Origin of the sequence: Bacillus sp. TH25 (genome assembly GCF_016650935.1) — a bacterium.
GTDB lineage: Bacteria > Bacillota > Bacilli > Bacillales > Bacillaceae_G > Bacillus_A > Bacillus_A mycoides.
On sequence record NZ_JAEKEU010000036.1, the window covers coordinates 149090 to 174636 of the forward strand.

24 protein-coding genes, 1 riboswitch and 1 other annotated feature are annotated in these 25547 nt (G+C 35.0%); of the genes, 8 read left to right on the top strand and 16 right to left on the bottom strand.

All coding sequences use genetic code 11. The features are described 5' to 3' along the window. Nucleotides 1–2: 2 nt before the first annotated feature. The 4 genes from JFT89_RS16520 to JFT89_RS16535 all read right to left on the bottom strand — a co-directional run bounded on the left by JFT89_RS16520 (nt 3) and on the right by JFT89_RS16535 (nt 6857). On the bottom strand, nt 3–3185 hold the full coding sequence (locus tag JFT89_RS16520) for a putative mucin/carbohydrate-binding domain-containing protein (protein ID WP_201040374.1): 3183 nt from the start codon (nt 3183–3185) through the stop codon (nt 3–5). Nucleotides 3186–3775: 590 nt separating this feature from the next. After that, nucleotides 3776–4714: a thioester domain-containing protein gene (locus tag JFT89_RS16525; RefSeq protein WP_078185084.1), complete on the bottom strand. Its 939-nt coding sequence runs from the start codon at nt 4712–4714 to the stop codon at nt 3776–3778. A gap of 123 nt (nt 4715–4837) precedes the next feature. After that, entirely contained in the window at nt 4838–5677 is an 840-nt protein-coding gene (locus tag JFT89_RS16530; protein WP_207197388.1) for an aldo/keto reductase, read from the bottom strand. Between the two features lie 16 nt (nt 5678–5693). After that, nucleotides 5694–6857: an MFS transporter gene (locus tag JFT89_RS16535; protein ID WP_201040450.1), complete on the bottom strand. Its 1164-nt coding sequence runs from the start codon at nt 6855–6857 to the stop codon at nt 5694–5696. 394 nt (nt 6858–7251) lie between these two features. Between JFT89_RS16535 and JFT89_RS16540 the strand changes: the two genes are divergently transcribed. The 3 genes from JFT89_RS16540 to JFT89_RS16550 all read left to right on the top strand — a co-directional run bounded on the left by JFT89_RS16540 (nt 7252) and on the right by JFT89_RS16550 (nt 9694). Next, a complete protein-coding gene (locus tag JFT89_RS16540) occupies nt 7252–7599 on the top strand; it encodes a winged helix-turn-helix transcriptional regulator (RefSeq protein WP_002016005.1) in 348 nt (115 codons plus the stop codon). A 431-nt stretch (nt 7600–8030) separates the two neighbouring features. Beyond that, nucleotides 8031–8471, top strand: a complete 441-nt coding sequence (locus tag JFT89_RS16545; protein ID WP_001115312.1) for a DUF1641 domain-containing protein — start codon at nt 8031–8033, stop codon at nt 8469–8471. A gap of 44 nt (nt 8472–8515) precedes the next feature. Further along, on the top strand, nt 8516–9694 hold the full coding sequence (locus tag JFT89_RS16550) for an NAD(P)/FAD-dependent oxidoreductase (protein ID WP_002016002.1): 1179 nt from the start codon (nt 8516–8518) through the stop codon (nt 9692–9694). A 264-nt stretch (nt 9695–9958) separates the two neighbouring features. On the opposite strand, the gene tyrS is transcribed toward JFT89_RS16550, so the two are convergent. The 5 genes from tyrS to JFT89_RS16575 all read right to left on the bottom strand — a co-directional run bounded on the left by tyrS (nt 9959) and on the right by JFT89_RS16575 (nt 15996). Then, the gene (gene tyrS, locus JFT89_RS16555; RefSeq protein WP_002068243.1) at nt 9959–11221 is read right to left on the bottom strand and encodes a tyrosine--tRNA ligase; all 1263 of its coding nucleotides are present in this window, start codon (nt 11219–11221) and stop codon (nt 9959–9961) included. 56 nt (nt 11222–11277) lie between these two features. Next, nucleotides 11278–11494: a binding site (T-box leader), on the bottom strand. Between the two features lie 97 nt (nt 11495–11591). Continuing rightward, complete coding sequence (gene murB / locus JFT89_RS16560) at nt 11592–12509, bottom strand: UDP-N-acetylmuramate dehydrogenase (RefSeq protein ID WP_201040375.1); 918 nt, start codon at nt 12507–12509, stop codon at nt 11592–11594. Nucleotides 12510–12896: 387 nt separating this feature from the next. After that, nucleotides 12897–13292: an SET domain-containing protein gene (locus JFT89_RS16565; protein ID WP_000573650.1), complete on the bottom strand. Its 396-nt coding sequence runs from the start codon at nt 13290–13292 to the stop codon at nt 12897–12899. Nucleotides 13293–13400: 108 nt separating this feature from the next. Next, nucleotides 13401–14903 carry a DUF4077 domain-containing protein gene (locus JFT89_RS16570; RefSeq protein ID WP_201040376.1) on the bottom strand — a complete coding sequence of 501 codons (1503 nt, stop codon included), beginning with the start codon at nt 14901–14903 and terminating at the stop codon, nt 13401–13403. A gap of 34 nt (nt 14904–14937) precedes the next feature. Beyond that, nucleotides 14938–15996: an endonuclease/exonuclease/phosphatase family protein gene (locus JFT89_RS16575; RefSeq protein WP_002068235.1), complete on the bottom strand. Its 1059-nt coding sequence runs from the start codon at nt 15994–15996 to the stop codon at nt 14938–14940. Between the two features lie 219 nt (nt 15997–16215). Next, nucleotides 16216–16275: riboswitch (Fluoride riboswitch) on the top strand. A 54-nt stretch (nt 16276–16329) separates the two neighbouring features. Between JFT89_RS16575 and crcB (JFT89_RS16580) the strand changes: the two genes are divergently transcribed. Continuing rightward, a complete protein-coding gene (gene crcB, locus JFT89_RS16580; RefSeq protein ID WP_002068234.1) occupies nt 16330–16734 on the top strand; it encodes a fluoride efflux transporter CrcB in 405 nt (134 codons plus the stop codon). Beyond that, nucleotides 16731–17087: a fluoride efflux transporter CrcB gene (gene crcB, locus JFT89_RS16585; RefSeq protein ID WP_033707285.1), complete on the top strand. Its 357-nt coding sequence runs from the start codon at nt 16731–16733 to the stop codon at nt 17085–17087. Before crcB (JFT89_RS16580) ends, crcB (JFT89_RS16585) begins: the two co-directional genes overlap by 4 nt. A 134-nt stretch (nt 17088–17221) precedes the next feature. Here the strand turns inward: crcB (JFT89_RS16585) and JFT89_RS16590 are convergent, their stop codons facing one another. The 6 genes from JFT89_RS16590 to psiE all read right to left on the bottom strand — a co-directional run bounded on the left by JFT89_RS16590 (nt 17222) and on the right by psiE (nt 22242). Beyond that, complete coding sequence (locus tag JFT89_RS16590; RefSeq protein ID WP_002068232.1) at nt 17222–17509, bottom strand: DUF3947 family protein; 288 nt, start codon at nt 17507–17509, stop codon at nt 17222–17224. A 100-nt stretch (nt 17510–17609) separates the two neighbouring features. Further along, nucleotides 17610–17843, bottom strand: coding sequence for a DUF3955 domain-containing protein (locus JFT89_RS16595; RefSeq protein ID WP_080001786.1), 234 nt, complete (start codon nt 17841–17843; stop codon nt 17610–17612). A 153-nt stretch (nt 17844–17996) separates the two neighbouring features. Beyond that, on the bottom strand, nt 17997–19190 hold the full coding sequence (locus JFT89_RS16600; protein ID WP_042889808.1) for an MFS transporter: 1194 nt from the start codon (nt 19188–19190) through the stop codon (nt 17997–17999). Further along, nucleotides 19183–20745: an ABC-F family ATP-binding cassette domain-containing protein gene (locus tag JFT89_RS16605; protein WP_002068229.1), complete on the bottom strand. Its 1563-nt coding sequence runs from the start codon at nt 20743–20745 to the stop codon at nt 19183–19185. The genes JFT89_RS16600 and JFT89_RS16605 overlap by 8 nt, the downstream gene beginning before the upstream one ends. 437 nt (nt 20746–21182) lie before the next feature. Further along, the gene (speG, locus tag JFT89_RS16610) at nt 21183–21698 is read right to left on the bottom strand and encodes a spermidine N1-acetyltransferase (RefSeq protein WP_016096564.1); all 516 of its coding nucleotides are present in this window, start codon (nt 21696–21698) and stop codon (nt 21183–21185) included. 139 nt (nt 21699–21837) lie between these two features. Then, the gene (gene psiE, locus JFT89_RS16615) at nt 21838–22242 is read right to left on the bottom strand and encodes a phosphate-starvation-inducible protein PsiE (RefSeq protein ID WP_002129862.1); all 405 of its coding nucleotides are present in this window, start codon (nt 22240–22242) and stop codon (nt 21838–21840) included. A 401-nt stretch (nt 22243–22643) separates the two neighbouring features. On the opposite strand from psiE, the gene JFT89_RS16620 reads away from it, so the two are divergent. The 3 genes from JFT89_RS16620 to JFT89_RS16630 all read left to right on the top strand — a co-directional run bounded on the left by JFT89_RS16620 (nt 22644) and on the right by JFT89_RS16630 (nt 24807). After that, entirely contained in the window at nt 22644–23174 is a 531-nt protein-coding gene (locus JFT89_RS16620; protein ID WP_016096563.1) for an RNA polymerase sigma factor SigX, read from the top strand. A 3-nt stretch (nt 23175–23177) separates the two neighbouring features. After that, nucleotides 23178–24125, top strand: a complete 948-nt coding sequence (locus JFT89_RS16625; RefSeq protein ID WP_016096562.1) for a DUF4179 domain-containing protein — start codon at nt 23178–23180, stop codon at nt 24123–24125. Nucleotides 24126–24444: 319 nt separating this feature from the next. Continuing rightward, on the top strand, nt 24445–24807 hold the full coding sequence (locus JFT89_RS16630) for a hypothetical protein (protein ID WP_002068215.1): 363 nt from the start codon (nt 24445–24447) through the stop codon (nt 24805–24807). 261 nt (nt 24808–25068) lie between these two features. Here the strand turns inward: JFT89_RS16630 and JFT89_RS16635 are convergent, their stop codons facing one another. Beyond that, entirely contained in the window at nt 25069–25500 is a 432-nt protein-coding gene (locus tag JFT89_RS16635) for an Lrp/AsnC family transcriptional regulator (protein WP_002068214.1), read from the bottom strand. Nucleotides 25501–25547: the final 47 nt, after the last annotated feature.

The window sequence follows — 25547 nt, forward strand, 5'->3', positions numbered from 1 at the left end:
TATTATAATGTTCCCTTTACTTGTTCTAATCCACTTTGAGTGATTTTAAATACAACTTCTGTTGAAGCTACTTGTTCTGCTAACTCATTCTTTTTATACCATTTCAGACGACTTGGTTCTGCATGATACACTTTTACAACATCCCCATACTCAAATGGAGTACAATTTACTTGTTCTGCAAAATTCTTTGAGGTTTCTTGACCATCTGCTGATATATGCTTTTTCTCATTTCCATTTTGATCGTAAATCACAAAACCTAAATACTGTTCGTTCACAAAACGATAATGAATCACATCATTCGTAAATGTTGCATGTAATTTCTTTTCGTCATGATTTAACGTAACGATTGAACGTGTTACATTGGACACACCTTGATATACTATGCTATCCCCATATGTTACTTCTACAGGAACTTCTGTCACTTTCTTATTTCCGAAACGATCTTTCGTTTCTACTTTTACTTTTTGTTCACCGATTTTTGTTGTACTAGGTTTTTCCACAAAACCAACTACTTCTCCACCTTTTACTTGAACAAAGTTTTTTGCATCTAATTTTTCAGCGTCTGTTCCGATTGTCACTTTTTGTGGTACTGCTGTTACTTCTTGTAAGCTTTCCAGTTTTTCAAAACCTTTTTCCGTTATTTTAAAGTACAACTCTTGTTCCACGTTCCCTTTACCGTTACCTACAAACTCATTCTTTTGATACCACTTTAATCGATTTGATTCTGCATGATATACCTTAATAACATCACCATATGCGAAGTCTACACCATTCAACTGTTCTGCAAAACTTTCAGAAGTCTCTTGCCCTTCTACCGAAATAACTTTCTTTTCATTTCCATTTTGATCATATAGCGTGATTCCCATATATTTTTCATTCTCAAAACGATAATGAACTTTAGAATCCGTAAATGTTGCCTGTAGCTTTTTCGTATTATGATCCGCAGTTACGACAGAACGCGTTTTATTACCATCACCTTGGAAGACTAAACTATCGCCATACATTACTTCCAATGGCACTTCCGTCACTTTCTTATTTCCAAAACGATCTTTCGTTTCTACTTTTACTTTTTGTTCACCGATTTTTGTTGTATTCGGTTTTTCTACAAATCCGATTACTTCTCCATCTTTCACTTGAACAAAATCTTTTGCTTCTAATCTTTCAGCATCTGTTCCGATTACTACTTTTTGCGGTACTACTGTTACTTCTTGTTGAGCTTCCATTCTCTCAAAGCCCTTTTCTGTTACTTTAAATAATAATTCTTCCTCTACCTTCGCCCTACCTTGGCCGATAAAGTTATTATTTTGATACCAATTAAAGCGATTTGATTCTGCGTGATACACTTTTACAACGTCACCATACTCGAACTCTAACCCATTAATCGATTTTGCGAATTCTTCCGCATTTTCAACACCTTTTACAGTTGCTTTCTTTTTCTCATTTCCATTTGGATCTAGTAATGTGAATTCAAAATACGCATCTTCTTTAAAATAATAATGCACTTGATTAGAATCAGCTGTCGCACTAAACTTTTTCTGATCGTGTTGCAGTGTTACAATCGATTTAATATCAGTACTATAATTGAGCCCTTTGAATACTAAGCTATCACCATAACCAACATTTACTACAACAGGAATTAAATTTTTATTCCCTTTTTCATCTATAATTTCTACTTTTACAGTTTTTTCTCCAACTTCAGGCTTATCTTGCATAATCACACCTGTTGTTTTTACACCTTCTCCTAAATTCTGTACAAGTTCTTTTGCTTTTTTCTCATCATATGTAGTACCAATTACTACATTTTGTATTTTTTCATTATTTGGCTCGCCATATGGAATTTCATATAACTCAGTTTGTTTTTCACGAATTGGATTGCTATCTGTAGATAACCAAACTTCCTTTTCTAATTTTGGTAAATTTAATTTTTCAATCTTCTCTCTAGTATCATCAATTGGAATTATTCCCCATTTATCAAAGAAAGGAATTAAATTTTGCCCAGCTACTTTTGACGTCATGTAAATAAACATCTGCTTTTTCTCTTCATCAGATTTAGGCATTTCTGTATCATGTAACACACGATACATTTGATGTAATTTCGGATAGAACTGGTCTCCATAAGCTAAATGCAACTGCCAAAACATAACTAATTTTTCGAATTCATTCATCTTCTCTTGCGCATTCGGTTTACCTAGATAAGCAAATGCGGCTTCATAACGATTTTCTTGCTCTAACCTTGTTTTATGTCCAAATGCAGTTTGAACTGCTAAAGAATAAATGTTAACGGTTACTTCTCCAAGCCCCTCCCATAACCAAGTGTCCTGTTGATGTTGATGCCCCACTTCATGCCAAGGTCCCCATCCATCCGCAGTTAACTCTTCTAGATTTAGTACTGACTCTAAATTCCCTTTACTATAAGCTGTTCGATAATAAGTCGCATACATATAATTGTCCGTATACCAGTCTTCAACATAATGAATGGAATGTTTGCCTTGATTCGCAACACCCACACCATCTTTTGATAAACCAGATATCTTATGTTCTATATTAATTATTTCATCATGTTTCTTTAATAACGCAGCTGGATCTTCTTGCTTCAAATGTTCCGCCACAGTCTCAGGATGCATAGTTAGTAAACTATTTTCCCCTTTCATCTCGATTGCATATGAATTCGGTGTTTCCTTCAACATACGTTTCCAATCTTCTGTCGTATGTTTACCTAAAATAAATAAAGGATTTGGTATACCACCTTTTTTTACTTTAGCAACTACTTCTCCTGTGTTGTGATAATTATAAAAGTATAATAGCCCTCCATTCGGAGAAGAAATTTTATTTTCACCAGGATTTAAATTAAATTGTTTAGGTTCTTCTTTTTCATAAGAATATGTGCCAATATAAGCTTTAATCTTTTGATTCCCATCTACTTGAATAACTACTTCTTCACCTGGCTTTACATAAATACCAGTTGGTTCATAGGGAGAAAAGCTCATTCGACGCTGATGCAACTCACGTATCTCTTCTACATCACCTTTTGGCAGCAATTGATACACTCGCTCTTCTTGCTGTTTCTCCTTATCTTCAATCGTCATCTCTGCATATACCTTAGGCACTTCAAGACCATACGGAGTTAATAACGTAGCTAAAAAAACTCCAGCTACTAATACCCTACTCTTTTTCTTCTTTGACATAATCTGTGTCCCCTATTCCTTTTTTTAGACAAACTACCCTATACATTCATTTAATTGAAAATCCTATTATTTTTATAAAACCATTTAATGAATAGACTAACACCTCGCGCACCTGTATCCATTACTACCGCATTCCTCTCAATGTATTCAATTTCCTACATTATAAAATTTTTATGTATTGTATCCTCCTCACTTCTTTCTACTTGTGATGAGTTCTCTTCCTACATAAAAAGAGAATACTAAAAGATGTACTTCAGTCTTGTCATCTATACATCTAAAAATGTGAAAAACAATAGAACCTTACATTTTCTTCATATATGACCATCTATAGGTAGTTTTTCCAACTGAATTTTACACGCTTTCTATTTTGTTTGATAGCCTTTTCAATCAGAATAATGTTACAATTTTGTGAATATAATCCATTAATCTTAACGTTCGGATTTCAACATATTTTATATTATTCTAAAATATAGTTTAAACTGTCCCAATATTGTTTTCATGTTATCTATACCCGTTTATTATTTTTAACATATAATTTAACTTCTACTCAGATAAGAAAAAAGCATCGGCAAATGCCAATGCTTTTTCTACTATCTTTTAATTTGATTCGGCTTATGTGGTTCATTTGGTGTATAGGGTTTATTTGGTTTATTATCATGACCATTTGCTTTTTTCCAACTTACCGCCAACTCTGGACTTGTTTTTTCTTCACTACGCTCAAGTAACACAACCGCATTTTGAATAGTCGGTGTACCTTTATGTGCAATTCCTTGTAGTTTCGTTAAATTCCCTGATACTTTAAAGCTAAATCCACCCGATGGTGTTTGTTTCGGAATTAAAATGCGGAACTTTTCTCCTACATTAAATTCTGTTTTTCCCTCGCCTTTTTCATTTACGAACTTCGCGCCTTCTGGTGCACCTGTTGCTTGCACTTTATACGTTCCACTTTTTGCATTTGTTTGCACTGTGTATAAACCTGTTTCAAAAAACTCATTTTTTAATACTGCCTCTTGTTCTTCTGATGGTACTACACTCATCGTAATTTCTTGTAGTTCTTCACTAGCGTTTGCTTTCGCAACGATATCTTTCGTTACTTTTTCTACATTTTTATTACGGAAATCTAAATCGTTAATATCAATTTGTTTTAACGCATTCCACACCGCGAGCTGCGTTGCGTAATGTGCCTCTCTCCAATCGGAAACGCCTAATTCTTGTGGACTCTTCTGCGGATAACCGTTTAATAGTACACGGTATACGTTAATATCTACTTTACCCATTTCAGGTAAGTCTTGACCGCTCGGAGATTTCAAATCTACATTTAAGCAAAATGCAATTTTTCCATCTGCCGTTTTAATAAGCTCTGTTCGAATTGGTTTCTTCTTTGACCTACTATAACTCCAATCCATTTCATACTTCGTATGATCCATAACTTCTGCGAATGCTTTTTGAAGCGGGAATAATAAGTTCGCAAATACAAATAAAACACTCAAAAAAGCGGCCATTATCTTGAACGATCGTTTTATATTCATGTCTACAACCCCTTATAAAATAACAAATTTACTACTGTTTATTATTTAGTTAGAAACGTTTTTTATGCATAAGTAAAACAAAAAAGAGTGCAAACTATTTGCACTCTTTCTTCCACTATAAGTTTAGAAATCAAAGTTATCAGGATCTGGACCAACGCGGTGGTTCTGATTTAAAGCATCAATCTTTTCCATATCTTCTTTTGTTAATTCAAAGTCGAATATATTAGCATTCGCAATAATACGCTGTTCTTTCGTTGATTTCGGAATCGTTACAACTTCATTTTGAAGATCCCAACGTAAAATGATTTGCGCTGTTGTTTTACCGTACTTATCAGCAACTTCTTGTAAAGTTTCATTATCTAATAATTGCCCTTGCATAAGTGGTGACCATGCTTCCATTTGGATTCCTTGTTCTTTACAGAAAGCTTGTAGTTCTTTCTGTGTTAAACGCGGGTGATACTCTACTTGGTTAATCATCGGCTTAATTTCCGCACCTTCCAGTACGTCTTTCAGATGATGGATTTGGAAGTTACTTACGCCAATTGCACGCACGCGTTCTTCTTTATAAAGTGTTTCTAGCGCTCTCCACGAATCTTTATATTTCCCTTCAACAGGCCAATGGACAAGATATAAATCTAAATAATCTAGTTCTAATTTTTTTAAGCTCTCTTCATATGCAGCAATTGTCGTTTCATATCCTTGATCTGCGTTCCACACTTTTGAAGTAATGAATAAATCTTCTCGAGAAATTCCTGCTTCTTTTATACCAGCGCGAATGCCTTCTCCAACTGCTTTTTCATTTCCATAAATCGCAGCTGTATCAATGCTACGGTATCCTTCTTTAATGGCTACTTTCACAGCCTCTACAAGTTCCGGTCCATCTTCTACTTTAAATACACCTAAACCGAACCAAGGCATTTCCACACCGTTATGCAATACTGTTTTACTTTGTAAATTTTTCATTATATTTTTCTCTCCTTTATTTTGCTTGATCTCTTTTTTCTAATTTCATACTCCAAGCTGTTAAAATAACAGCGCCTACTACCATAATGCCGCCTACCCAAGCTGTATGAATTAATCCTAACGAGTTCGTTACAATACCGCCCAAATAAGCCCCAAGAGCAATTCCTGCGTTAAATGCTGCAATATTCATTGCTGATGCGATATCAACGGCACTCGGCACGAAACGCTCAGCCAATATAACGACATACACTTGTAGTCCTGGAACATTCATAAACGCGAATAGCCCCATAAAAATAATTGTGATAAGCCCTGCTACTTGAAACTGCGCTGTAAATGTTAGTACGAATAATACAATTGCTTGAACAAAGAACATGTAAAATAGTGCTCGAATTGGATTATGATTCGATAATTTTCCGCCGACCATATTCCCAATCGCAATTGCAATCCCGTACACTAACAAAATGATTGTAACGGTACTCGATTTAAATCCTGTTACTTCTTGTAATAGCGGAGATAAATACGTAAATGTTACGAATGTTCCTCCGTATCCTAATGCAGTAATGACGAAAACAAGTAAGAGTCTTCCGTTCGTGATAAGTTTGAATTGATCACGAAATGATACTCTTGTACCCTTTTTTAAGTTAGACGGAATTAACATGCTGTTTGCGACTAAGGCAACAATTCCAATGACCACAATCACCATAAAAGATGCTCTCCAGCCAAATTGTTGACCAATAAACGTTCCAATTGGTACACCTGTAATCGTCGCAACGGTTAAACCAGTAAACATAAATGCTATTGCACTAGCACGTTTATTCTCTGGTACAAGTGCAGCCGCAATTGTGGATCCGATCGACATAAAAACGCCATGTGCAAACGCAGAGACAACCCTCGCGATAAGTAACACAGTAAAACTCGTTGCTACCGCTGCAATCCCATTACCGATAATAAAGACAATCATAATCCACATTAATAATGTTTTTCGCGACATACTAGCAGTTAGCGAGGTTAAAACAGGAGCACCGAATGCTACTCCTAATGCGTATAAAGAAACGGTTAAGCCCGCTGTTGTAACAGAAACATGTAAATCTTCCGAAATAGATGGTAATAAACCGACACTAATAAACTCGGTTGTACCAATTCCAAATGCACTAATTGCTAGCGCTAATAAAGCAAACATACTTCTTCGATTCGTCTGAACAGCCGAAGATGATACTGCATATGAATTCAATTGAACTCCTCCTTAATACGAGAAATCCAATCATAATAGTGTGATAAAAAGGCCTTTTTATCTTCTACAAAAATAATGTTACTGCTGATAAATGCTATTATGAATGGCTTCACTCTTTTTTTGAAGAACGCACTTTAAAGTACGATAGGTACCTAAAAGTAACATAGGCACTTTTTAGTACCGTACTACTCATTTCCCTCTTACGTATGCTATTATGAAACATATTCAACACGATAAAAAGTACGTACTTTAAAGTGCTATAGGCACTAAAAAGTAACATTTAACTTATTTAGCTTCTTTTGTTGAAGAACTGAAATTTACATTCATCAAAGGAGATTTTTATATGAAGAAATATAATATTCCTGTCGAGGCGACTTTAGAGGTTATCGGTGGCAAATGGAAAGTCGTTATTCTTTGCCACTTAACGAAAGGTACAAAGAGAACGAGTGAACTAAAACGTTTAATGCCTGGTATTACACAAAAGATGTTAACGCAGCAATTACGCGAGTTAGAAGTAGACGGGGTTATTCAAAGAAAGGTATACAATCAAGTACCACCAAAAGTAGAATATTCCCTTACTGACTACGGATGGTCTTTAGAATCAATTCTCGATTCTCTTTGTACTTGGGGCGAATGCCACCTTGAAAAAAGTGGTAACACATCGATGCTAATTACAGAGGATGAACAATAAGAAAAAGGAAAAAATGAACAGAAATTTGTCCATTTCCCCCTTTTTTTCTTTATATATATGTACATTTTTAAGATAGATAAAATAATTTATGCGCTTTCATGCCTTGTCAGTACTAGGTTACAGAATCAATATCAAATAATTAGGAATCATTTTTATGTTAACATACGTGTATATAGTATATAATATGGGATATATATTATATACACTTTCCGATAAGGGAACTTTCCATTATGCGGACAAGCCATGTATCGGACAGTTCATAAATAATAGGTAGGACATTATGGTTTTGGATTTATGATTTCAGCTTACTTGCTGTCATAAATTTAAAGGCATTTTATTGTGCTTTGTGAAACTTTGTATAAAGTTTCGCAAGTGTTTACTATCTTACCTATCAAAAATAAGAGTATTGCTATCGTAAAGGAGAATTGGAGATGCCAGAAACTATGACTCAAACAAAGCCAGAACAAGAAACTGTACAAATTTCTGCTAGCCAAGGACAACTTGATGTACTTGATCAGTTGTTAAAACCTGAGGTACAAGAATCATTAACAACACTAGTAGAACAGCTTCCAAAATTAACTGAGCTTGTTAACATTTTAACTAAGTCTTATGACTTCGCTCAAACTGTTGCTACTGATGAAGTATTAAAAAGCGACACTGTTAGTGCAATCACAGAACTTGTAGAACCTGTAAAAGATACAGTAAAAGGCATGGCTGCAACTGCTATCGAAGCGAAAGATCGTGCTGACGAAAGTAACGAAGTTATCGGCCTGTTCGGTCTATTAAAATTACTAAAAGACCCACAAGCACAAAAAATGTTCCGTTTTGTGAACGCATACCTTCAAATTAGTGCAGAACGTAATAATAAATAATTTAACTTATAACAACAATTAGTAAAGACGGGGGATAACATACTATGTCAAAACAAATTGTCATCTTAGGCGCTGGTTATGGCGGTCTTCTTGCCGCTTTAAACGTACGTAAATATTACAGCAAATCAGAAGCACAAGTTACAGTGATTAACCAATACCCAACGCACCAAATCATCACTGAACTACACCGCCTTGCAGCTGGTAACGTTGCTGAGCAAGCAATTGCAATGCCACTTACAAAGCTTTTCAAAGGTAAAGACATCGATCTTAAAATTGCAACAGTTGAGTCATTCTCAGTTGATAGCAAAGAAATCAAACTAGCTGGTGGCACTACGCTATCTTACGATGCACTTGTAGTTGCTTTAGGAAGTAAAACTGCTTACTTCGGTATTCCAGGACTAGAAGAAAACAGCATGGTATTAAAATCTGCTGCTGATGCAAATAAAATCTACAAACACGTTGAAGACCGTATTCGTGAATACGCTAAAACGAAAAACGAAGCTGATGCTACAATCGTAATCGGTGGTGGCGGATTAACTGGCGTTGAGCTAGTTGGTGAGCTTGCTGACATTATGCCTAAACTTGCAAAAAGCCACGGCGTAAATCCAAAAGAAGTTAAACTTCTTCTTGTTGAAGCAGGTCCAAAAATCCTTCCAGTATTACCAGACCACTTAATCGAACGTGCAACTGCTAGCTTAGAAGCACGCGGTGTTACATTCTTAACAGGTCTTCCTGTAACAAACGTTGCTGGTAATGAAATTGACTTAAAAGACGGTCAAAAAATCGTTGCTAACACATTCGTTTGGACAGGCGGCGTACAAGGTAATCCATTAATTGGTGAATCAGGTCTTGAAGTAAACCGCGGTCGTGCAACTGTTGATGCACATCTACAATCTACTTCTCACAAAGACGTATTCGTTGCTGGAGACAGCGCTGTTGTCTTCTCTCCAGACGGTCGTCCATACCCACCAACTGCACAAATCGCTTGGCAAATGGGTGAGTTAATTGGATACAACTTATACGCAGCACTAGAAGGCAAAGCATTCGAAGAGTTCGCACCTATCAACTCTGGAACACTTGCTAGTCTAGGACGTAAAGATGCTGTTGCTACAATCGGAGCAAGCAATACTCCGCTTAAAGGTTTACCAGCATCATTAATGAAAGAAGCAAGTAACGTTCGTTACTTATCACACATTAAAGGTCTATTCAGCTTAGCATACTAATCTGAATATAAGCCCGAATCATGCCCTGCATGGTTCGGGCTATTTTTATCCCGCTATTTGCGGGCTGATAATCAGTGGGGATGAACATAACCCCCCACTGATTAAAGTGTCACTTTATCCGTAATTTTCTCTAACTTATTTATTCGGCAAAAGAATAATATAACCTCTTTAATTATCGAAATATACTGACTTTTTTGTGTCGAAATTGTGTATATGAAAAGAGCGGAAGTAGATATCTTCCCTACTTCCGCTCTTTCACAAGAACTATTCTCCTAATTCCACTAAGCTGTAGTTCTTCTTCCCTTTACGAATAATGATGAATCGTCCATCAAATGAATTTTCTACAGTAACATCCCTACTGACATCCGTTACTTTTTCACCATTCATAGATATAGCCCCATTATTAATATCTTCACGCGCTTGACGTCTAGAAGGTTCAATTCCTAAATCAACTAGCCACTCTACGATATTTTTCGTCTCTTTTGAAGATTGGAATGTCGGCATCTCTTTAAAGCCTTGTTCAATTTCATCAGCTGTTAACGACTTAATATCTCCGCTAAATAACGCTGCTGTAATTTTCACTGCCTGTAAAAATGCTTCTTCTCCATGAACGAATTTCGTCATTTCTTCTGCTAATACTTTTTGCGCTTCACGTTTATGAGGCTCTGTTTCTACCTTCACAGCTAATTCATCAATTCGCTCTTTCGTTAAGAACGTAAAGTATTTCAAGTATTTAATTACATCACGATCATTTGTATTCACCCAAAACTGGTAAAATTCAAACGGCTTTGTCTTTTCAGGATCAAGCCAAACCGCACCACCTGCTGATTTACCAAACTTCGTACCATCTGATTTTAATAATAATGGAATCGTTAATCCGAATACTTTCGCTTCATGACCTTCTAACTTACGAATTAAATCTAAACCACTCGTAATATTTCCCCATTGATCACTACCACCAATTTGCAATTGAACATCTTCTTTTGTGTATAAATGATGAAAATCCATCGCTTGCAAAATTTGGTACGTGAATTCTGTGAAAGAAATCCCTGTATCTAAACGACTTGCAACAATATCTTTCGCTAACATGCTATTTATGCTAAAGTTTTTTCCGTAATCACGTAAAAACTCGATAATGTTTATTTTATGTGTCCAGTCATAGTTATTTACCATCTTCACTTCGCTATTCCCGCCAAAGTCAAATAGCTTTTTCATTTGCGCTGTTAAAGCATCTACATTATGCTGGACTACTTCTAAAGTTTGCAATTGACGCTCTGATTGGCGCCCACTCGGATCACCAATTGTTCCTGTTGCTCCCCCGATTAAAATAACCGGATGATGGCCAGCTAATTGAAATCTTTTCATCATCATGAACGGAATTAAATGTCCAATATGCATACTATCACCAGTCGGATCCACTCCGCAGTATAGTGAAATCTTTTTCTCTTCTACTAACTTACGTAAACCTTCTTCATCTGTCTGTTGATTCACAGCACCGCGCCATTCTAATTCATCAATAATATTCATCTTTTGTCATCCCCTTTATTTTTTGAAAACAAAAAAGCCCCTATGTCTACGATAGACATAGGGACGATTATTCACCGTGTTACCACCCAGTTTGCATAAATAGCATAGCTATTCATACCACTCTTAGCAATAATATCGATTGCTAGTCCGCTTAGCGTTACCTAAGATACTCCAGAGTGTAATTCGCAAGTTTGTTTGTGCTAGGTTCCAGCAACCCCTAGCTCTCTTTGATAACAGTGACAAACCGCTACTGGGCTCTTTCAACGTATATTATTTGTTAAATTATTAGCCATTATATTGAATTAAAAACAAATTGTCAACAATACCCAAATGTTTTTTTAAAATAATTCACATTTTCATACGTATTTCGTTACTCTTTATCTTCTCCAATAATCCTTACTTCTCGCTCTAACTTCACGCCAAATTTCTCTTCAACAGTCTTTTGTACAAAGTGGATTAAATCAATGTAATCTTGTGCTGTTCCGTTATCAACATTCACCATAAATCCAGCGTGTTTTAAAGAAACTTCCACTCCGCCAATTCGCTTACCTTGTAGTCCTGATTCTTGAATCAATTTACCAGCAAAGTTATTTGGTGGGCGCTTAAATACGCTACCACATGAAGGATATTCTAGAGGCTGTTTTGACTCACGTTTAAACGTTAAATCATCCATTTTTTCTTTAATTTCTTCACGCACACCTTCTTCAAGCTCAAATCTCGCTTCAAGAATAATATAATGGTTGTTTGCAAATACACTCTTACGATATCCAAATTCAAATGCTTCTTTCGTTAAAGTACGTAGCTCTCCATCACCTGTCATTACGACAGCTTCTGTTAATACAAACGATACTTCACCGCCGTAAGCACCAGCATTCATATATAATGCTCCGCCAACTGAACCCGGAATACCACAAGCAAACTCAAGACCCGTTAAATTATGATCTAATGCAATACGTGATACATCAATAATTGCTGCACCACACTGTGCTACAATCGTTTTTCCTGTTACAGTCACACCTGTAATGTGAATTAAACTTACTATAATCCCGCGAATTCCACCGTCTTTAATAATGACATTCGATCCATTTCCTAAAAACGTAACTGGAATATTATATTCGTTAGCATATTTGATAACTTCTTGAATTTCATCATAATTCGTCGGCGCAACGAACACATCTGCTTTTCCGCCAACTTTAATATGTGTATGATTCTTTAACATTTCATCTTGTTTCACATGACCTTCAGGCAATACTGTACTTAAATATTTATAAACCTCGTGCATATTCATTTTACGATTCCTCTATTTCTATAATCTTTTTATCCCGCTATATACGGGTCCATAATATCCCCACATAAAAATGCATTACAAAACAACAGCTAACGTGGTGAATACAGTGTACATAAAGCACACCTATAAACCTCTTAAATTATAAGAGGTTCCACTCATATTAAAATATATATCGCATAATAAAGCAACCCAAATGGGCTACTAAACTTGACATGTAACCATATAGACAACAATTTGTAAAATATATAGGTTTTTCAAAGTAATACCCTTCAATATCTTACTATACCATACGAAAGAAAAGTGGTATTTTTTTGTAATCTTTACTTTATTTTCATCAATAAAAAAAGAGCACATCCCACAGAATGTGCCCTTTCTATACTTTTTAACTTATTTTTCGTTCTCTTCTTTTTCCTTATCAAACCATAATAGCTCATCGTCATCAACTTCACCATTATAATTGATTAGAATCTCTTCTCCCGCTTTTATATCTTTATAAGCAAAGAAGTTAAACGTATGATTCTCAAAGACAATATCATACGTTGCATTCGGATTATATGCATGATTAAATAACATGCCGTATCCTAAAAGGAATGCCGTATGATTTACCCCATACTCAAATGCGTAGTCAGCAAGTAACGTTTTCTCAATGTGTTCATGCTGTTCATTCGGATAAGAGATAACTGGTGCTGAGTGTATCAACTCACCCTTTTTAATATCACGAGTTGCAAATACACCTCTATTAAATTCTCCATCACTAAGTTCAGAAGTCTTAACTTCAATCATATGCTTCACCTATATATTTCTTTCTTCGAAGTATTTTTCTCCTTAAGCTTGGCAGAAAATGCGGAGAAAAGCAATTAAATTCCTATCAAGTGCTCTTTTTCATCGATATTATTTTTCTAGAATATCTTCTAGCAATTTCACTTGCTCGCTAACAGTATGTAACGTCTTCACCGATGTATCATTTCGATGCTTTTCTTCTTCAACACTCGCTAACACTTCTTCCGTAGCTGCAGAAGTTTGTTGAATTACGTTAGAAGCATGTGTAACGTCCTTTACGATATTCGTCGTTTTAGCTTGGAAACTTTCTTGATGACCAACAATCTCCCTCATTACATCATTAATCGCATCAATAAACTTCCCTAAATCCGTTACATTCGTCAAAACACTTGCTAACATTTCGTTACATTCTTCTTGTAATCTTTCTGACTTCTCTACCTGCACTTCTACTTTACTTGCTTGATTACTAAACTCCTTCAAAATCCCTTGAATTCTCCCCGCAGAATGATTCGATTCTTCAGCAAGCTTTAACACTTCATTCGCTACAATAGCAAAACCTTTCCCATGTTCTCCTGCCCTTGCAGCTTCAATATTTGCATTTAAAGCTAGCAAACTCGTCTGACTTGAAATATTCGTTATTACATCTACAATTTCATTAATTTGTTTCGATTGTGTCATCAATTCTCTAAATATCGTTCCTGATTGTGAAACAACATCATTTAAACTTCTCATGTTAGCTTCAAAATTTCTTAAAGTGTTTACACTACCCTTTGAGATTTCCAAACTTTTATCAACACGCATCGAAGCATTTCTTACTTGAGAGATGATTTGGTCAATATTTCCCTCCATATCATTCAATACTTCTACTGAACGTGACATCATCACTGATTGTGATTGAGTGCCAACTGCTACTTCTTCAAAAGCAAAATTAATTTCACTCATCGACTCCATCGACGTGTTCATATTCTGCCTTAAATGATTGAAATTACTATCTAACTTCACAACAGTTTCCTCAATAAGCCTTTGCGTTTCTTCTAACTCCTGAGCTTTCTTCATCACTGCTTGCTTCTCATCACTTAAACGAGCCAATAGATTAGAACCAATCTTTGTGACACCCCACATTGCGATCGTTACAATCGCTAACAAGCTTGCGAAATTTGCGGCTTCAGATGACGCTGTATAAGCAAAAAATTGATTTGGCCAATAACTACAAAGTATAAATGTAACAACAACTGCTACCCCGCCAAGGATTAAAATAAGACGTTCACTCAAATAAATAAGTGAAACCGCTAATGTAAAATAGATCATTTGAAATACAGCTGGGCTTTCATTAAAAGCTTGTACCATAATGAAAGACATAATAAGTAGCATACATGTCATGATGTATTTATACATTGCTTCCATACTTTCTATAAAAGTAAGCAGCGTTCCAAATACTACGATAGAAATACCACACATCCAAAATGCTATTGCTCTCTCTGTAAAAATATATCCGTAATACCCAATCGCGATTATCCCAAGGAAGAAACTACAAATCGTGATAAACAACAATAAATGATTTTTCTGCGATTCTTTCTCAAGGTTAGAAAAACAAGTTCTCTTTAACCACTCCATATATGAAGCCCCACCTTCTACTCATACGTATCGATTACTTCAGCTTGAATACCGCACTCACTGGGTTATGATCGCTATTTTCAAACTTCAAATCTTTCCCTTGTACATTTACAATTTCAACATTCGGTGAAACGATAAAGCCATCAATAATCGTGACAAAGTTTTCACCTTCCACGTATTTCTTTACATCATCTCTCACAGTCATAACAGACGGATCTACAGCCCACTTAAAGCCACCATCAGTAAAGTCCTTCGGTAATTCTACTAACCACTCAGGACGCTCTTTCACAAACTTAGGATCACTTAACTGAACGTTAGAAAGTAATTGATTCCAGTCTCCGCCCATTATGACATAATCACCATTTTCATAATGCTTGTTCATATATTTTTTTAAATATTCTACTTGCTGTTTTCTAATTTTCCCGCCTTCATCATAAGCAGATAAATGTAGATTTACGAGTCTAACAAATTTCCCATTATTAACAGGTATTTTATGTTCAACAATCGCTCGGTCTAAATCAAATAAACGCTTTGGCCACGGCTCCATTCCAGGAAGCTGAAATCTCTTCGCTGTTTGAACCGTATATTTAGAAAATGTACTTAATCCAGCTTCAGCATATCCCATTGGATTTGTTATTGGCACCGGAACCCATTTCGTATCGTAGTTCTTTCCGAATGACGAAGCATAATCAGGTAATCCTTTTTTCAAAAATTCATGCCCATTTACATCAAATGATCGCATTGATTTTATATCTGTTTCTTGTAATAGTGCAAAATCACTATTCTCATTTTGTAAAAACGAAAGCATATTCTTTAAGTTAGTTTCCGTTTGTTCTTTACTACTTGAACCAGACCCTTTTCCCCCATCCATAAAGAAGTCTTGATCCTTATCTAGTCCAGCATATCCAATATTAAATGTTGTAACTTTAAATTCATTTCCAGGCGCAATTACGCGCTCCTTATTGTTTTCCACCTTCAAGCTTATAACATCAGCCGGCTGTTCTTTTGTAAGTGTCATATACGCTAAAAACCCACCTACAACTCCCACCCCTACTAAAATACATATAAGTACTATTTTTAATAATTTTTTCAAACAAACGACTCCTTTTCTAAAACATACGATTTTACTTTTCTTTATTTTCAGTTAAATAAAAAAATGACAGACATACGAAACATTTTATCACACCGAAAACCTTATATCACTATATTTAGTTTATGAGTAATAATTCCCTATCTTAAACTATTAGAGAAATACAAAATACACCAACTTCTCCACTGGAAATCAAACGAAATTTTTAGTACACTATATGTAATAATTATAGGTGATGGAGTTCGCCATAACTGCTGCTTAGCTAATGACTCCTACCAGTATAACTACTGGTAGGAGTCTATTTTTTTGAGCAAGCTATTTAAAGAGGTGAGGAATTTGATTTATATTATCGTTGGCATAGCCGGTATATTAGGAGCCCTTTCCCGTTATTATTTAGGTCTTACTATTCATGTATTTTGGCATCATTCATTTCCATTAGCTACATTATTCATTAACTTAATCGGCTGTTTCTTATTAGCTTGGCTGACTACGTATATCGCTCGGCTAAACATCTTACCTTCGGAGGTTATCACAGGCATCGGAACTGGATTCATCGGTTCCTTTACGACGTTTTCAACATTCAGTGTAGAAACTGTGCAATTAATCAATCATTCTGAATGGAGCGTGGCCTTCTTATATGTAGCATGTAGCATACTTGGCGGCCTCATTATGTCTGGACTTGGCTATACACTTGGGGATTTCTTAATTAAGAAACATCTTACGGAAGGTGATTACTCATGATGGGAGCTTTATTAGTCGCAACAGGAGGGTTTTTCGGTGCCATTACACGATTTGCAATTAGCAATTGGTTTAAAAAAAGAAATAAAACATCCTTTCCAATTGCTACATTTCTTATTAATATAGCAGGAGCATTTTTACTCGGGTATATAATTGGCCGCGGAGTCTCTACAGGATGGCAATTATTATTAGGTACTGGTTTCATGGGTGCATTCACTACATTTTCGACACTTAAATTAGAGTCCATTCAGCTTCTCAATCGCAAAAAAATTTACACATTCCTTTTATATTTAAGTACTACTTACATAATTGGTATCCTATTCGCATTCCTTGGAATGAAGCTCGGTGGAATATAAAAAAGCGACTCTATTGAGTCGCTTTCTTTCATAAAAAGTATGTCCCGCCATACGGAATGGAAAATAAAGTGAAACTTTAATCAGTGGGGGTTTTGTTCTTACCCACTGATTATTAGCCTTCACCAATCGGGCGTTTACGGGCAGTTGATCTCCCACCTAACTTCTTTTTTCCTGCCGAATTTTGAGGTGGGAGTTTTACTGCCCGGCAAATAGCGGGATAAACCAGCTGGATCCACATCGTAATGTACAATTTGCATCGGAAGCTGTGAATACAGCATATACTGACTTTGCATCATTTGTGCAAGCTGTGCTTGTTGCTGCATTTGAATAACTTGATTCACAGCATGAATGGTCCCCTGTGCCCCGGCTAGCGTTATAGCTGCCCCTACTTGTCTACCATTATAAAAATAATGATTCATCATTATTCAGCTCACTTATTATTTTTCTTCCATATGGTATGTTTCTATTTCATAGTGAGTATTTTGTCCCGATTGATGAATCCCTCACTAATTAAACTTCACTTTATCTATTACTTTTTCTCAGCTTTGAAGTAATAAATCCAAATAGTAATACAGCAATACCACTAAAGAACAATACATAACTTATCGGTACTAGGAAAAAGAAAGGTTCTTCAAGAAATCCATCCGCTCCTACTTTACTGTTTGAAGCATGTATAGTTAAAGAAATAATCGCTAAGATCATGAAAGAAATAGCTACTACGTATTTATTTTTCATTTTACATTCTCCTCTATTCATATAATTCTTCTTAATTAACATCATATTATCCAAAACGAAATCATTAGTCAATAATAATTTATTGTTTCACAATAAATTATTATTGACTAGAATAAAAAAAAAAGGTTTATGAAGCATCTTAAATCGCCTCACAAACCTTTTCAATCATAAATATTACACTTCAAACCTCTTGCTTAATACAACATAAATTGAACACAATAATACGAATATCCCAGCATAAATTAACAAAATCTCTACACTAAACGCATCAGCCAAAGGACCAAATATTATCATCCCTAAAGGAAGCGCGCATGAGTTAGCAATTTGCACAAGGCTAAACATCCGCCCGTGCATAGAAGGTTCTACTTTCTCCTGCAATAACACAGTAACTGGCGTATTAAAGCATGGCATTGTTATACCAATTAAAAAATTAAAGATTAAATACATAATAAATATCGGTGCAATTCCTAGTCCTATCATAAGCAGACCATATAAAGCACAGGCTAGCGCTGTTGTATGCATACGATTACGGAAGCCACCCCACGCTGCAATTAATACTCCACCAGCCGCTGCACCAGCACTAAATGTCATCTCACTAGCAGTAAGTCTCCACATCTCCGCTCCGTAAGAACGAGTTACCATTAACGGTGTTAAAAAGGCAGCTGGACTTATTAAAATCATGACAATGATTAATAAAACGAGTAGCCTTTTAATAAATACATTTTCTTTTAAATAAGCAAATCCCTCTTTTATCCCTTGTAGATTAGATTTTTGCTTACTCTCTGCATTCACATGCCCTTCCACTTGAATAATAAACATCATACTAATTCCGATCATAGCCGTAATAACATCAATAAAAAATGTTGTTTCAATGCTAGCAATAGAAAGAATTGCGGCACTTGCCGCTGGTGAAAGAAACATAATTAAAGATGTAATACTGCTATTTATCCCATTTACTTTCATAAGATAATCTTTCGGAACGATTTGTGGAATTAACGCATTCACAGCTGGCGTTTGCACCCCTGTACCAGCTGAGCGAATGAGTAGTACTATAAAAAGTAACCAAATACTTTTATATCCTGTTAAAAATAAAATTGCCAAAACTAACGTAGCAATTGCTATAATCCCATCCGATAACATAATCATCTTTTTACGGTCATAACGATCAATCCACACACCTGCAAACAAAGATATCGCAATTTGTGGTAGGAAACCGCAAACAGTTGAAATGGTCAACATCACTCCTGATGATGTTGTAAGGGTGATATACCATATGATCGCGTACTGTACGAGAGATGAACCGAACAACGAAATCGTTTGAGCGGTCAAAAACATTATTATTTTCACTTTCCAATCATTATCATTTATCATCTTTTTTACTCTCCTCAATTAAACCGCTCTCTATGTTGAAAATACTATCTGCCCAATCATGATAAAAACTTGCTTCGTGAGATACGAGTATGATGCTACCCTTAAACTGAATTAATGCCTTTTGCAAAGATTCCTTCGCTTCTGCATCTAAATGATTCGTCGGCTCATCTAAGATTAAAAAATTACACGGTGATAATAATAATCCGCACAGTTTCACCTTCGATTGTTCACCGCCGCTTAATGTACGAAGTTCTTGTGAAACATGTGTATCTTTCACACCACACGCAGCTAAATGATGGCGTATTTCTTTCATATTCAACTTAGAAAACTGCTCCGAAATAACTTGAAGTGGTGTCAAAGAATCATTCTCCCAATTTAAATCTTGCGCATAATAGCCAATCTTTATTTGCTCTGAAAATTGAAATTCTCCAAAAATACTAGAAATATTTCCAACGATTGTTTTTAATAAGGTGGATTTCCCTACTCCATTAAATCCTGTAATAACAAATTTTTGTCCTCCTACTACCGAGAAATTCAACTTTGGTAATAAAGCAAACTCATATCCAACCTCAAGGTCATTTACTGTCAAAACCGTCTGTGCTGAAATTGAAAGCTCACGAAAATGAATAGATGGTTTATGAGTAAAATTCGGAGGTGCAATTCTTTCCATACGCTGTAGCTGTTTTCTGCGTCCTTGCGCTATTTTTGAATTCACTCCAGCAATATTTCTACGAATATACTCTTCCGTTTTTTCAATTTTCTTTTGCTGTGCATCATATTGGCGAATATAATCTTTTCTCAAATGCTCCTTTTGTCTTACAAAATCTGAGTATTTTCCGTAATACTTCTTCACCGTTCCAAACTCTACATCACATATGCAAGAAGTCACTTTTTCTAGAAAATCAAAATCATGTGACACTACAATAAACGCTCCTTCAAAACTCATTAAATAATTAGCAAGCCACTCAACATGCTCTTTATCAAGGAAGTTCGTCGGTTCATCTAGTAATAAAATATTAGGCTCTTCTAATAAAAGCTTCGCTAAAATTACTTTTGCACGTTGTCCCCCGCTTAGTTCAGCGATTATACGATTCATGCCAATAGCATCAATACCTAAGCCAGCTGCAATTTTATTAATTGTGCTATCTAACGAATAAAAATCACGAGCCTCAAGTTGTTCTTGATATGCGGCCGCTTTTAACAATTTGTCAGGATCACCTGTCATAGCACTTTCTTCATACAATTTGTTCATTCTATCTTCCATTTCAAACAAATCATGAAAAGCTCTCTTTAAATATTGTGAAATGGTATAATTCCCATCAATTTCTGCATATTGATCAAGATGCCCAATTTGAATATTAGGCTGCCACTTTATGTCTCCCTTATCAGGAATTATTTCTTCAATTAATATTTTCATTAACGTACTTTTCCCTGCACCATTCTGTCCAACAATCCCCATATGTTCTCCTTTATGCAAATCAAAAGAAGCATTTTCATATAAGACTTTATCTATAAAACTATGTGATAAACTTTCAACTTTAAGTAAACTCATTCGTATTCCTCTTTTCCTGAAATTAAAAAAAGCAGAGAGATAGCGTCATTCGACACTAGCCCTCTGCTTCGTGGTTTTTTCCTATACTACTCCAATTTATTGTAAAAACTCATCGGAATAATATACACAAAGGGCCATAGACAAAGCATTGTCTATGGCCCCTTAATCTATTTTATACATCAGCTAAAAACCAAAACCAAATAAGCATAGATAAACTATACTTTTTTAGAAAAGTTATTCAGCCGATGAATATCGGGGATTTATACCCCTTGATTAAGCTCCGTACAACGCTTCACCGTATACATTTGTGCGGAGCAAAGTTTTCTAATGAGTTTTACAAATTTTATATAAAGCATGTTCTGCACCTTCCTTAATACTTAAAAGGGATTTTAGCATACGGTTTTATGAAGCGTCAAGATTACTTCCAAATAATTCAACTACTTATTTTCAAAATATTGCTTCTGGAACATACACATTCTTATCGCATTATGATAGTTACCATCAACGAAAAACTCGTCTTGTAACTCACCCTCCACGATAAATCCAACCTTTTTATAAACATGTACAGCCTTTTCATTCTCTTTATCAACAACTAAATAAAGTTTATGCATATTTAATACAGAAAAAGCGTAATCCATCGCTAAACGCGTCGCTTCCGCTGCATAACCATGTCCTTGATAATTCGGATCAATAATAATTTGGAATTCAGTTCTTCGATGAATATAATCGATTTCCACTAACTCGACTAATCCAACCATCTCATTATCTTTCTCCAGGATAAAACGGCGTTCACTTTGATCATGTATATGTTTATCATATAAATCCTGTAGTTCTACAAATGCCTCATACGGCTCTTCAAACCAATAAGACATAATATGTGCGTTATTATTAAGTTCGTGTACAAACTTTAAATCTTCCCGTTCTAAAGGACGTAACTTTAATTCCTGACTCATTTCTATAACCTCCAAGTAAAATAACCTCTTCACTTAATTTCTCAATTTTTTTCGATTTCAAACGCCCTATTTACATTGTAAACTTTCAAGTAACTTGAAGGTCAAGTTGAAAAAGTAGTGCAAACTGATGTCTGCACTACTACTCTTTTCTCAAATCTCTCATATTTGATATGTATAAAGCAATGACTAAAACAAGAATGGATCCTGCATATAATAACGTCTCCATCGGTTCCTCATGAGATACAATAATCAATCGAATTAAAGCCGTAATTCCGATATAAATAAAATAGCGTAACGGAAAATGATAATTCGATTTAAAATACTTAATGATTAATGCGATGAACTCAAAGTATAAGAAGTAGACAATGATACTTTCAACTAATTTATAAGATGTATACTTCTTCGCCGAAAATATGTATTGAATAAACGTGATTGTCTCATTAATTAAAAAGATAGATAAAACAATGGACAATATAATTAGAGCTATATTTAATATCCACTGTAACACGCTAGCTATATAATGATCGATATTAAATGATTTCATTTTCTCTTTAAACTCCCCTTCGTATACGTACGTATTTATTATAGCAAAATTATCATTGGAAAGAAGTTAAATCATACTTCCTCCCTTTACTCTCACCGGTATATAGAACTTCCAATACTTGAAGTAACCTTTTCACGATTGAGCTTAATTGCACATTCAGAAGCTCTTCCAACTCACTATTATTAATCGTCTTTTCAATAAGACGTGTTTAATCTTGTAAAATACACTTATGTGCATAGTTAGAAACACTATTACAACTCGAACACTGCCATCCTTTTTTCACCTTAACAGATGAATATTTTTTTCGTACATAATAAAAAAATAAAAAATTTTGTCACAAAACCCGTTATTCCGGGTTCTCTATAATACAGGCATCAAATGAGAGTGAGGTTTTAACTGACATGTTAAAAATAAAAAAGGAAGACAGGCCTTTTTCGGATGTGACATTTGAAGATTTGTTTAAACAAAACTATGTTTACGTTGTGAAACAGATCGTATGGATTGTCAAAAATCAGACTATCGCTGAAGAATTAGCCCAAGAAGTCTTTTTACAGCTATATCGCAACGATTGGAAGAGAATTGAACACTTACCTGGATGGCTAATAAAATCTTCTACTTATGTAGCGTATAAATATCTACGATCTGAAAAACGACATAAGGCGAGAGTAGATAAAACCATACAATATCATGAAGTACAACATATTTCATCATTAGATGATGACTGGATTAGACAAGAAGAAATTACAAATGTACAAATGGTACTCAGTAACATGGATGAACGGGATCGAACCATTTTATTGATGAAATTTTCTGGTTTTCAGTATAAGGAAATTGCCGAAGTGCTTCAAATTGACATATCTTCTATTGGAACATTATTAGTCCGAGCCAAACAAAAGTTTCGTAAGATTTATAAACAGTTAGAGGAGGCGTAATAAATGAATTGTTATGATGTGGGATTTATTCAAGCATATATGGATGGGGAATTACCTTATGAGACAAGAAAAGAATTCACAAAACATTTAGATACGTGTAACGCATGCCAAGACCTATTACTAGAAATTAGTAAATTAAATCAATGGGAAAATGTCATGTTAGAGGAAGAAATAGTACATTCATCAAAGGAAATCAAAATTGATGTAGACCAAGCGTGGAAAGCATTTGAAAGTCGCGCAAAATTAGAAGATGTTTCTTATATCAATCAAAAACCTGAACAGAAGAAGGGATTATTTACAAATATGAATAAAAAATCAAAACGTTTCATGTATATAGCAGTAGCGGTAGCAGGGCTTTTTTCAACAGCCATGATTCCACAAGTTCGAGTGGCAGCTACAGATGTTGCCTCTTATTTTTCCAATGCAATTTCAAATGATACGATTATTGATGAAGGAAGAGACGTTACAAAAGGGCAATTTATTCCTCTTGATGAAAAGATTACAGATCAAGGTGTTACAGTACATCTGAAAGAATTATATGTAGCGGATGCACGTATATCCGTTCATTATAAAATTGAAAAAGAAAATGGAAATGTAGTACCGTTTGAATTTGATACAACGGGGTTACAACTTAAAGATGATGGCAAAGTAAATGGTCAACAAGAAAAAAACCCAGAGTATAAGAAAAATGGGTACTTCGGACAATTAGCATTTATTCAAGGAGCAAATGATGGACCATTAGAACTAAAAGCATCCGGTGAAGAATTAAAGCATATAGGTATTCGTTTTAAGGATAGACCAGAAGGTGTCATTACATTTATCGAAGGTCCTGAAGGGAAAGATTCTTTCAAACAACCACTTACATTAGATGTAAATATAAGCAGGATTGGAAAATTATCTGGTTCTTGGAAAGGTCAACTTCAAATTGATCCTACCAAATTGAAAAAATAAAGTGAATTTAAATGAAAAAAAGAATAGAACGATGTATATCCAATACCATGCTTATATTCTTCCTTGTGTTACTTACATTTATTTCATACATGATTTCTACTCTATCATTTTTAATTTCATAAACATAAAAAGGTAGTATAGAAAGTAGACGGTTCCTTAACATACAGGGAATCGGCTACTTTTCGTCCAAACGCACAATTTTCTTTTTTCGTATGGTGCCCCTACATGCAAAACTTACATAAAATCTAGATGAACTCCAAATAAACTCCAGATACTTGTTTTATGCTAAATGTAATCTTAAACAAGGAGGTAATGGAAAATGTTTAAAACATTATTAGCAGGAACACTTTTAAGTACAGGATTATTAGCGGGTGGTGCAGTAGATACAGAAGATATGAAAACGAACAAACTAGAATCGAAGAAAAAAATAGAATGGAGACAAACAAATAAAAGTGAAAAAGAATCCACAAAAAAGATGGACAAAGGTACAAAAATTGATCAAAATCAACCAATGTCAGTTACAACAAGTTTAGATGGAACAACAACCTCTTCGCCAATCCATAATTCACCTGAAGACGCAGTGCCAGCAATTCCTAACGAAGATGTGAAATCTAACCATAATCAAACCTTTGAAATGCCTGAGGACACTAAATCAAAACCTGTACATGATTCTTCTAAATAAGCTATAAAATGAAATAGGATCATACCGTCAGATAAGTAATAATAGAATCCCTGTTGCATACAGCGCAGGGGTTTTGATGTTAAAAAAGTTCCCTTCACTAGTCAAAAGCAAATAATGAAAAAAGAAAAATCAGATGTAAAATAATCAATAATTATTAAAAACAAATAAAAGGATTATCTCTTATTTAATAAGAGATAATCCTTTTATTTTTGGAACCATATCTTTCCCACCAGCAAAAAGAACCATAAACTTGCAGAAAGTTTATTTTAACTTCCCTATCGATAGGTTAACACGATAATTCCCATACTTTAATAGTCGCCCCAGAAAGTTATCCAATTCTTCATTAGAAGCAAAATGTGTTTTTAATAAATAACATCCCTCACCACTTATACGATGCACTTCAGAAATTCCTTCTTCTCCTTGAAAGAAATTCATAAACTCTTGATGATTAGCTGTTGTTACAAACAAAGTAACAAATGCAGTCACTATTTGTCCTAATTTGATTCGGTTTATTGCAATTGTATATTGTTCAATTATCCCTAAATCCTCTAATCTCCTAATTCGATTTCCTACAGCCTGACCCGTCATATGTATTTTCTGACCAAGTTCTTTCCATTGTATTCTTGAGTTTTCTCCTAATAATTTCAGTATCTCAAAATCTGTTTGATCAATGATATAAACCAATCCTTTCACCGTGAAAGTAGAAAGCCCGAAAGTGTTTCGCCAACTTATTCTGCTTA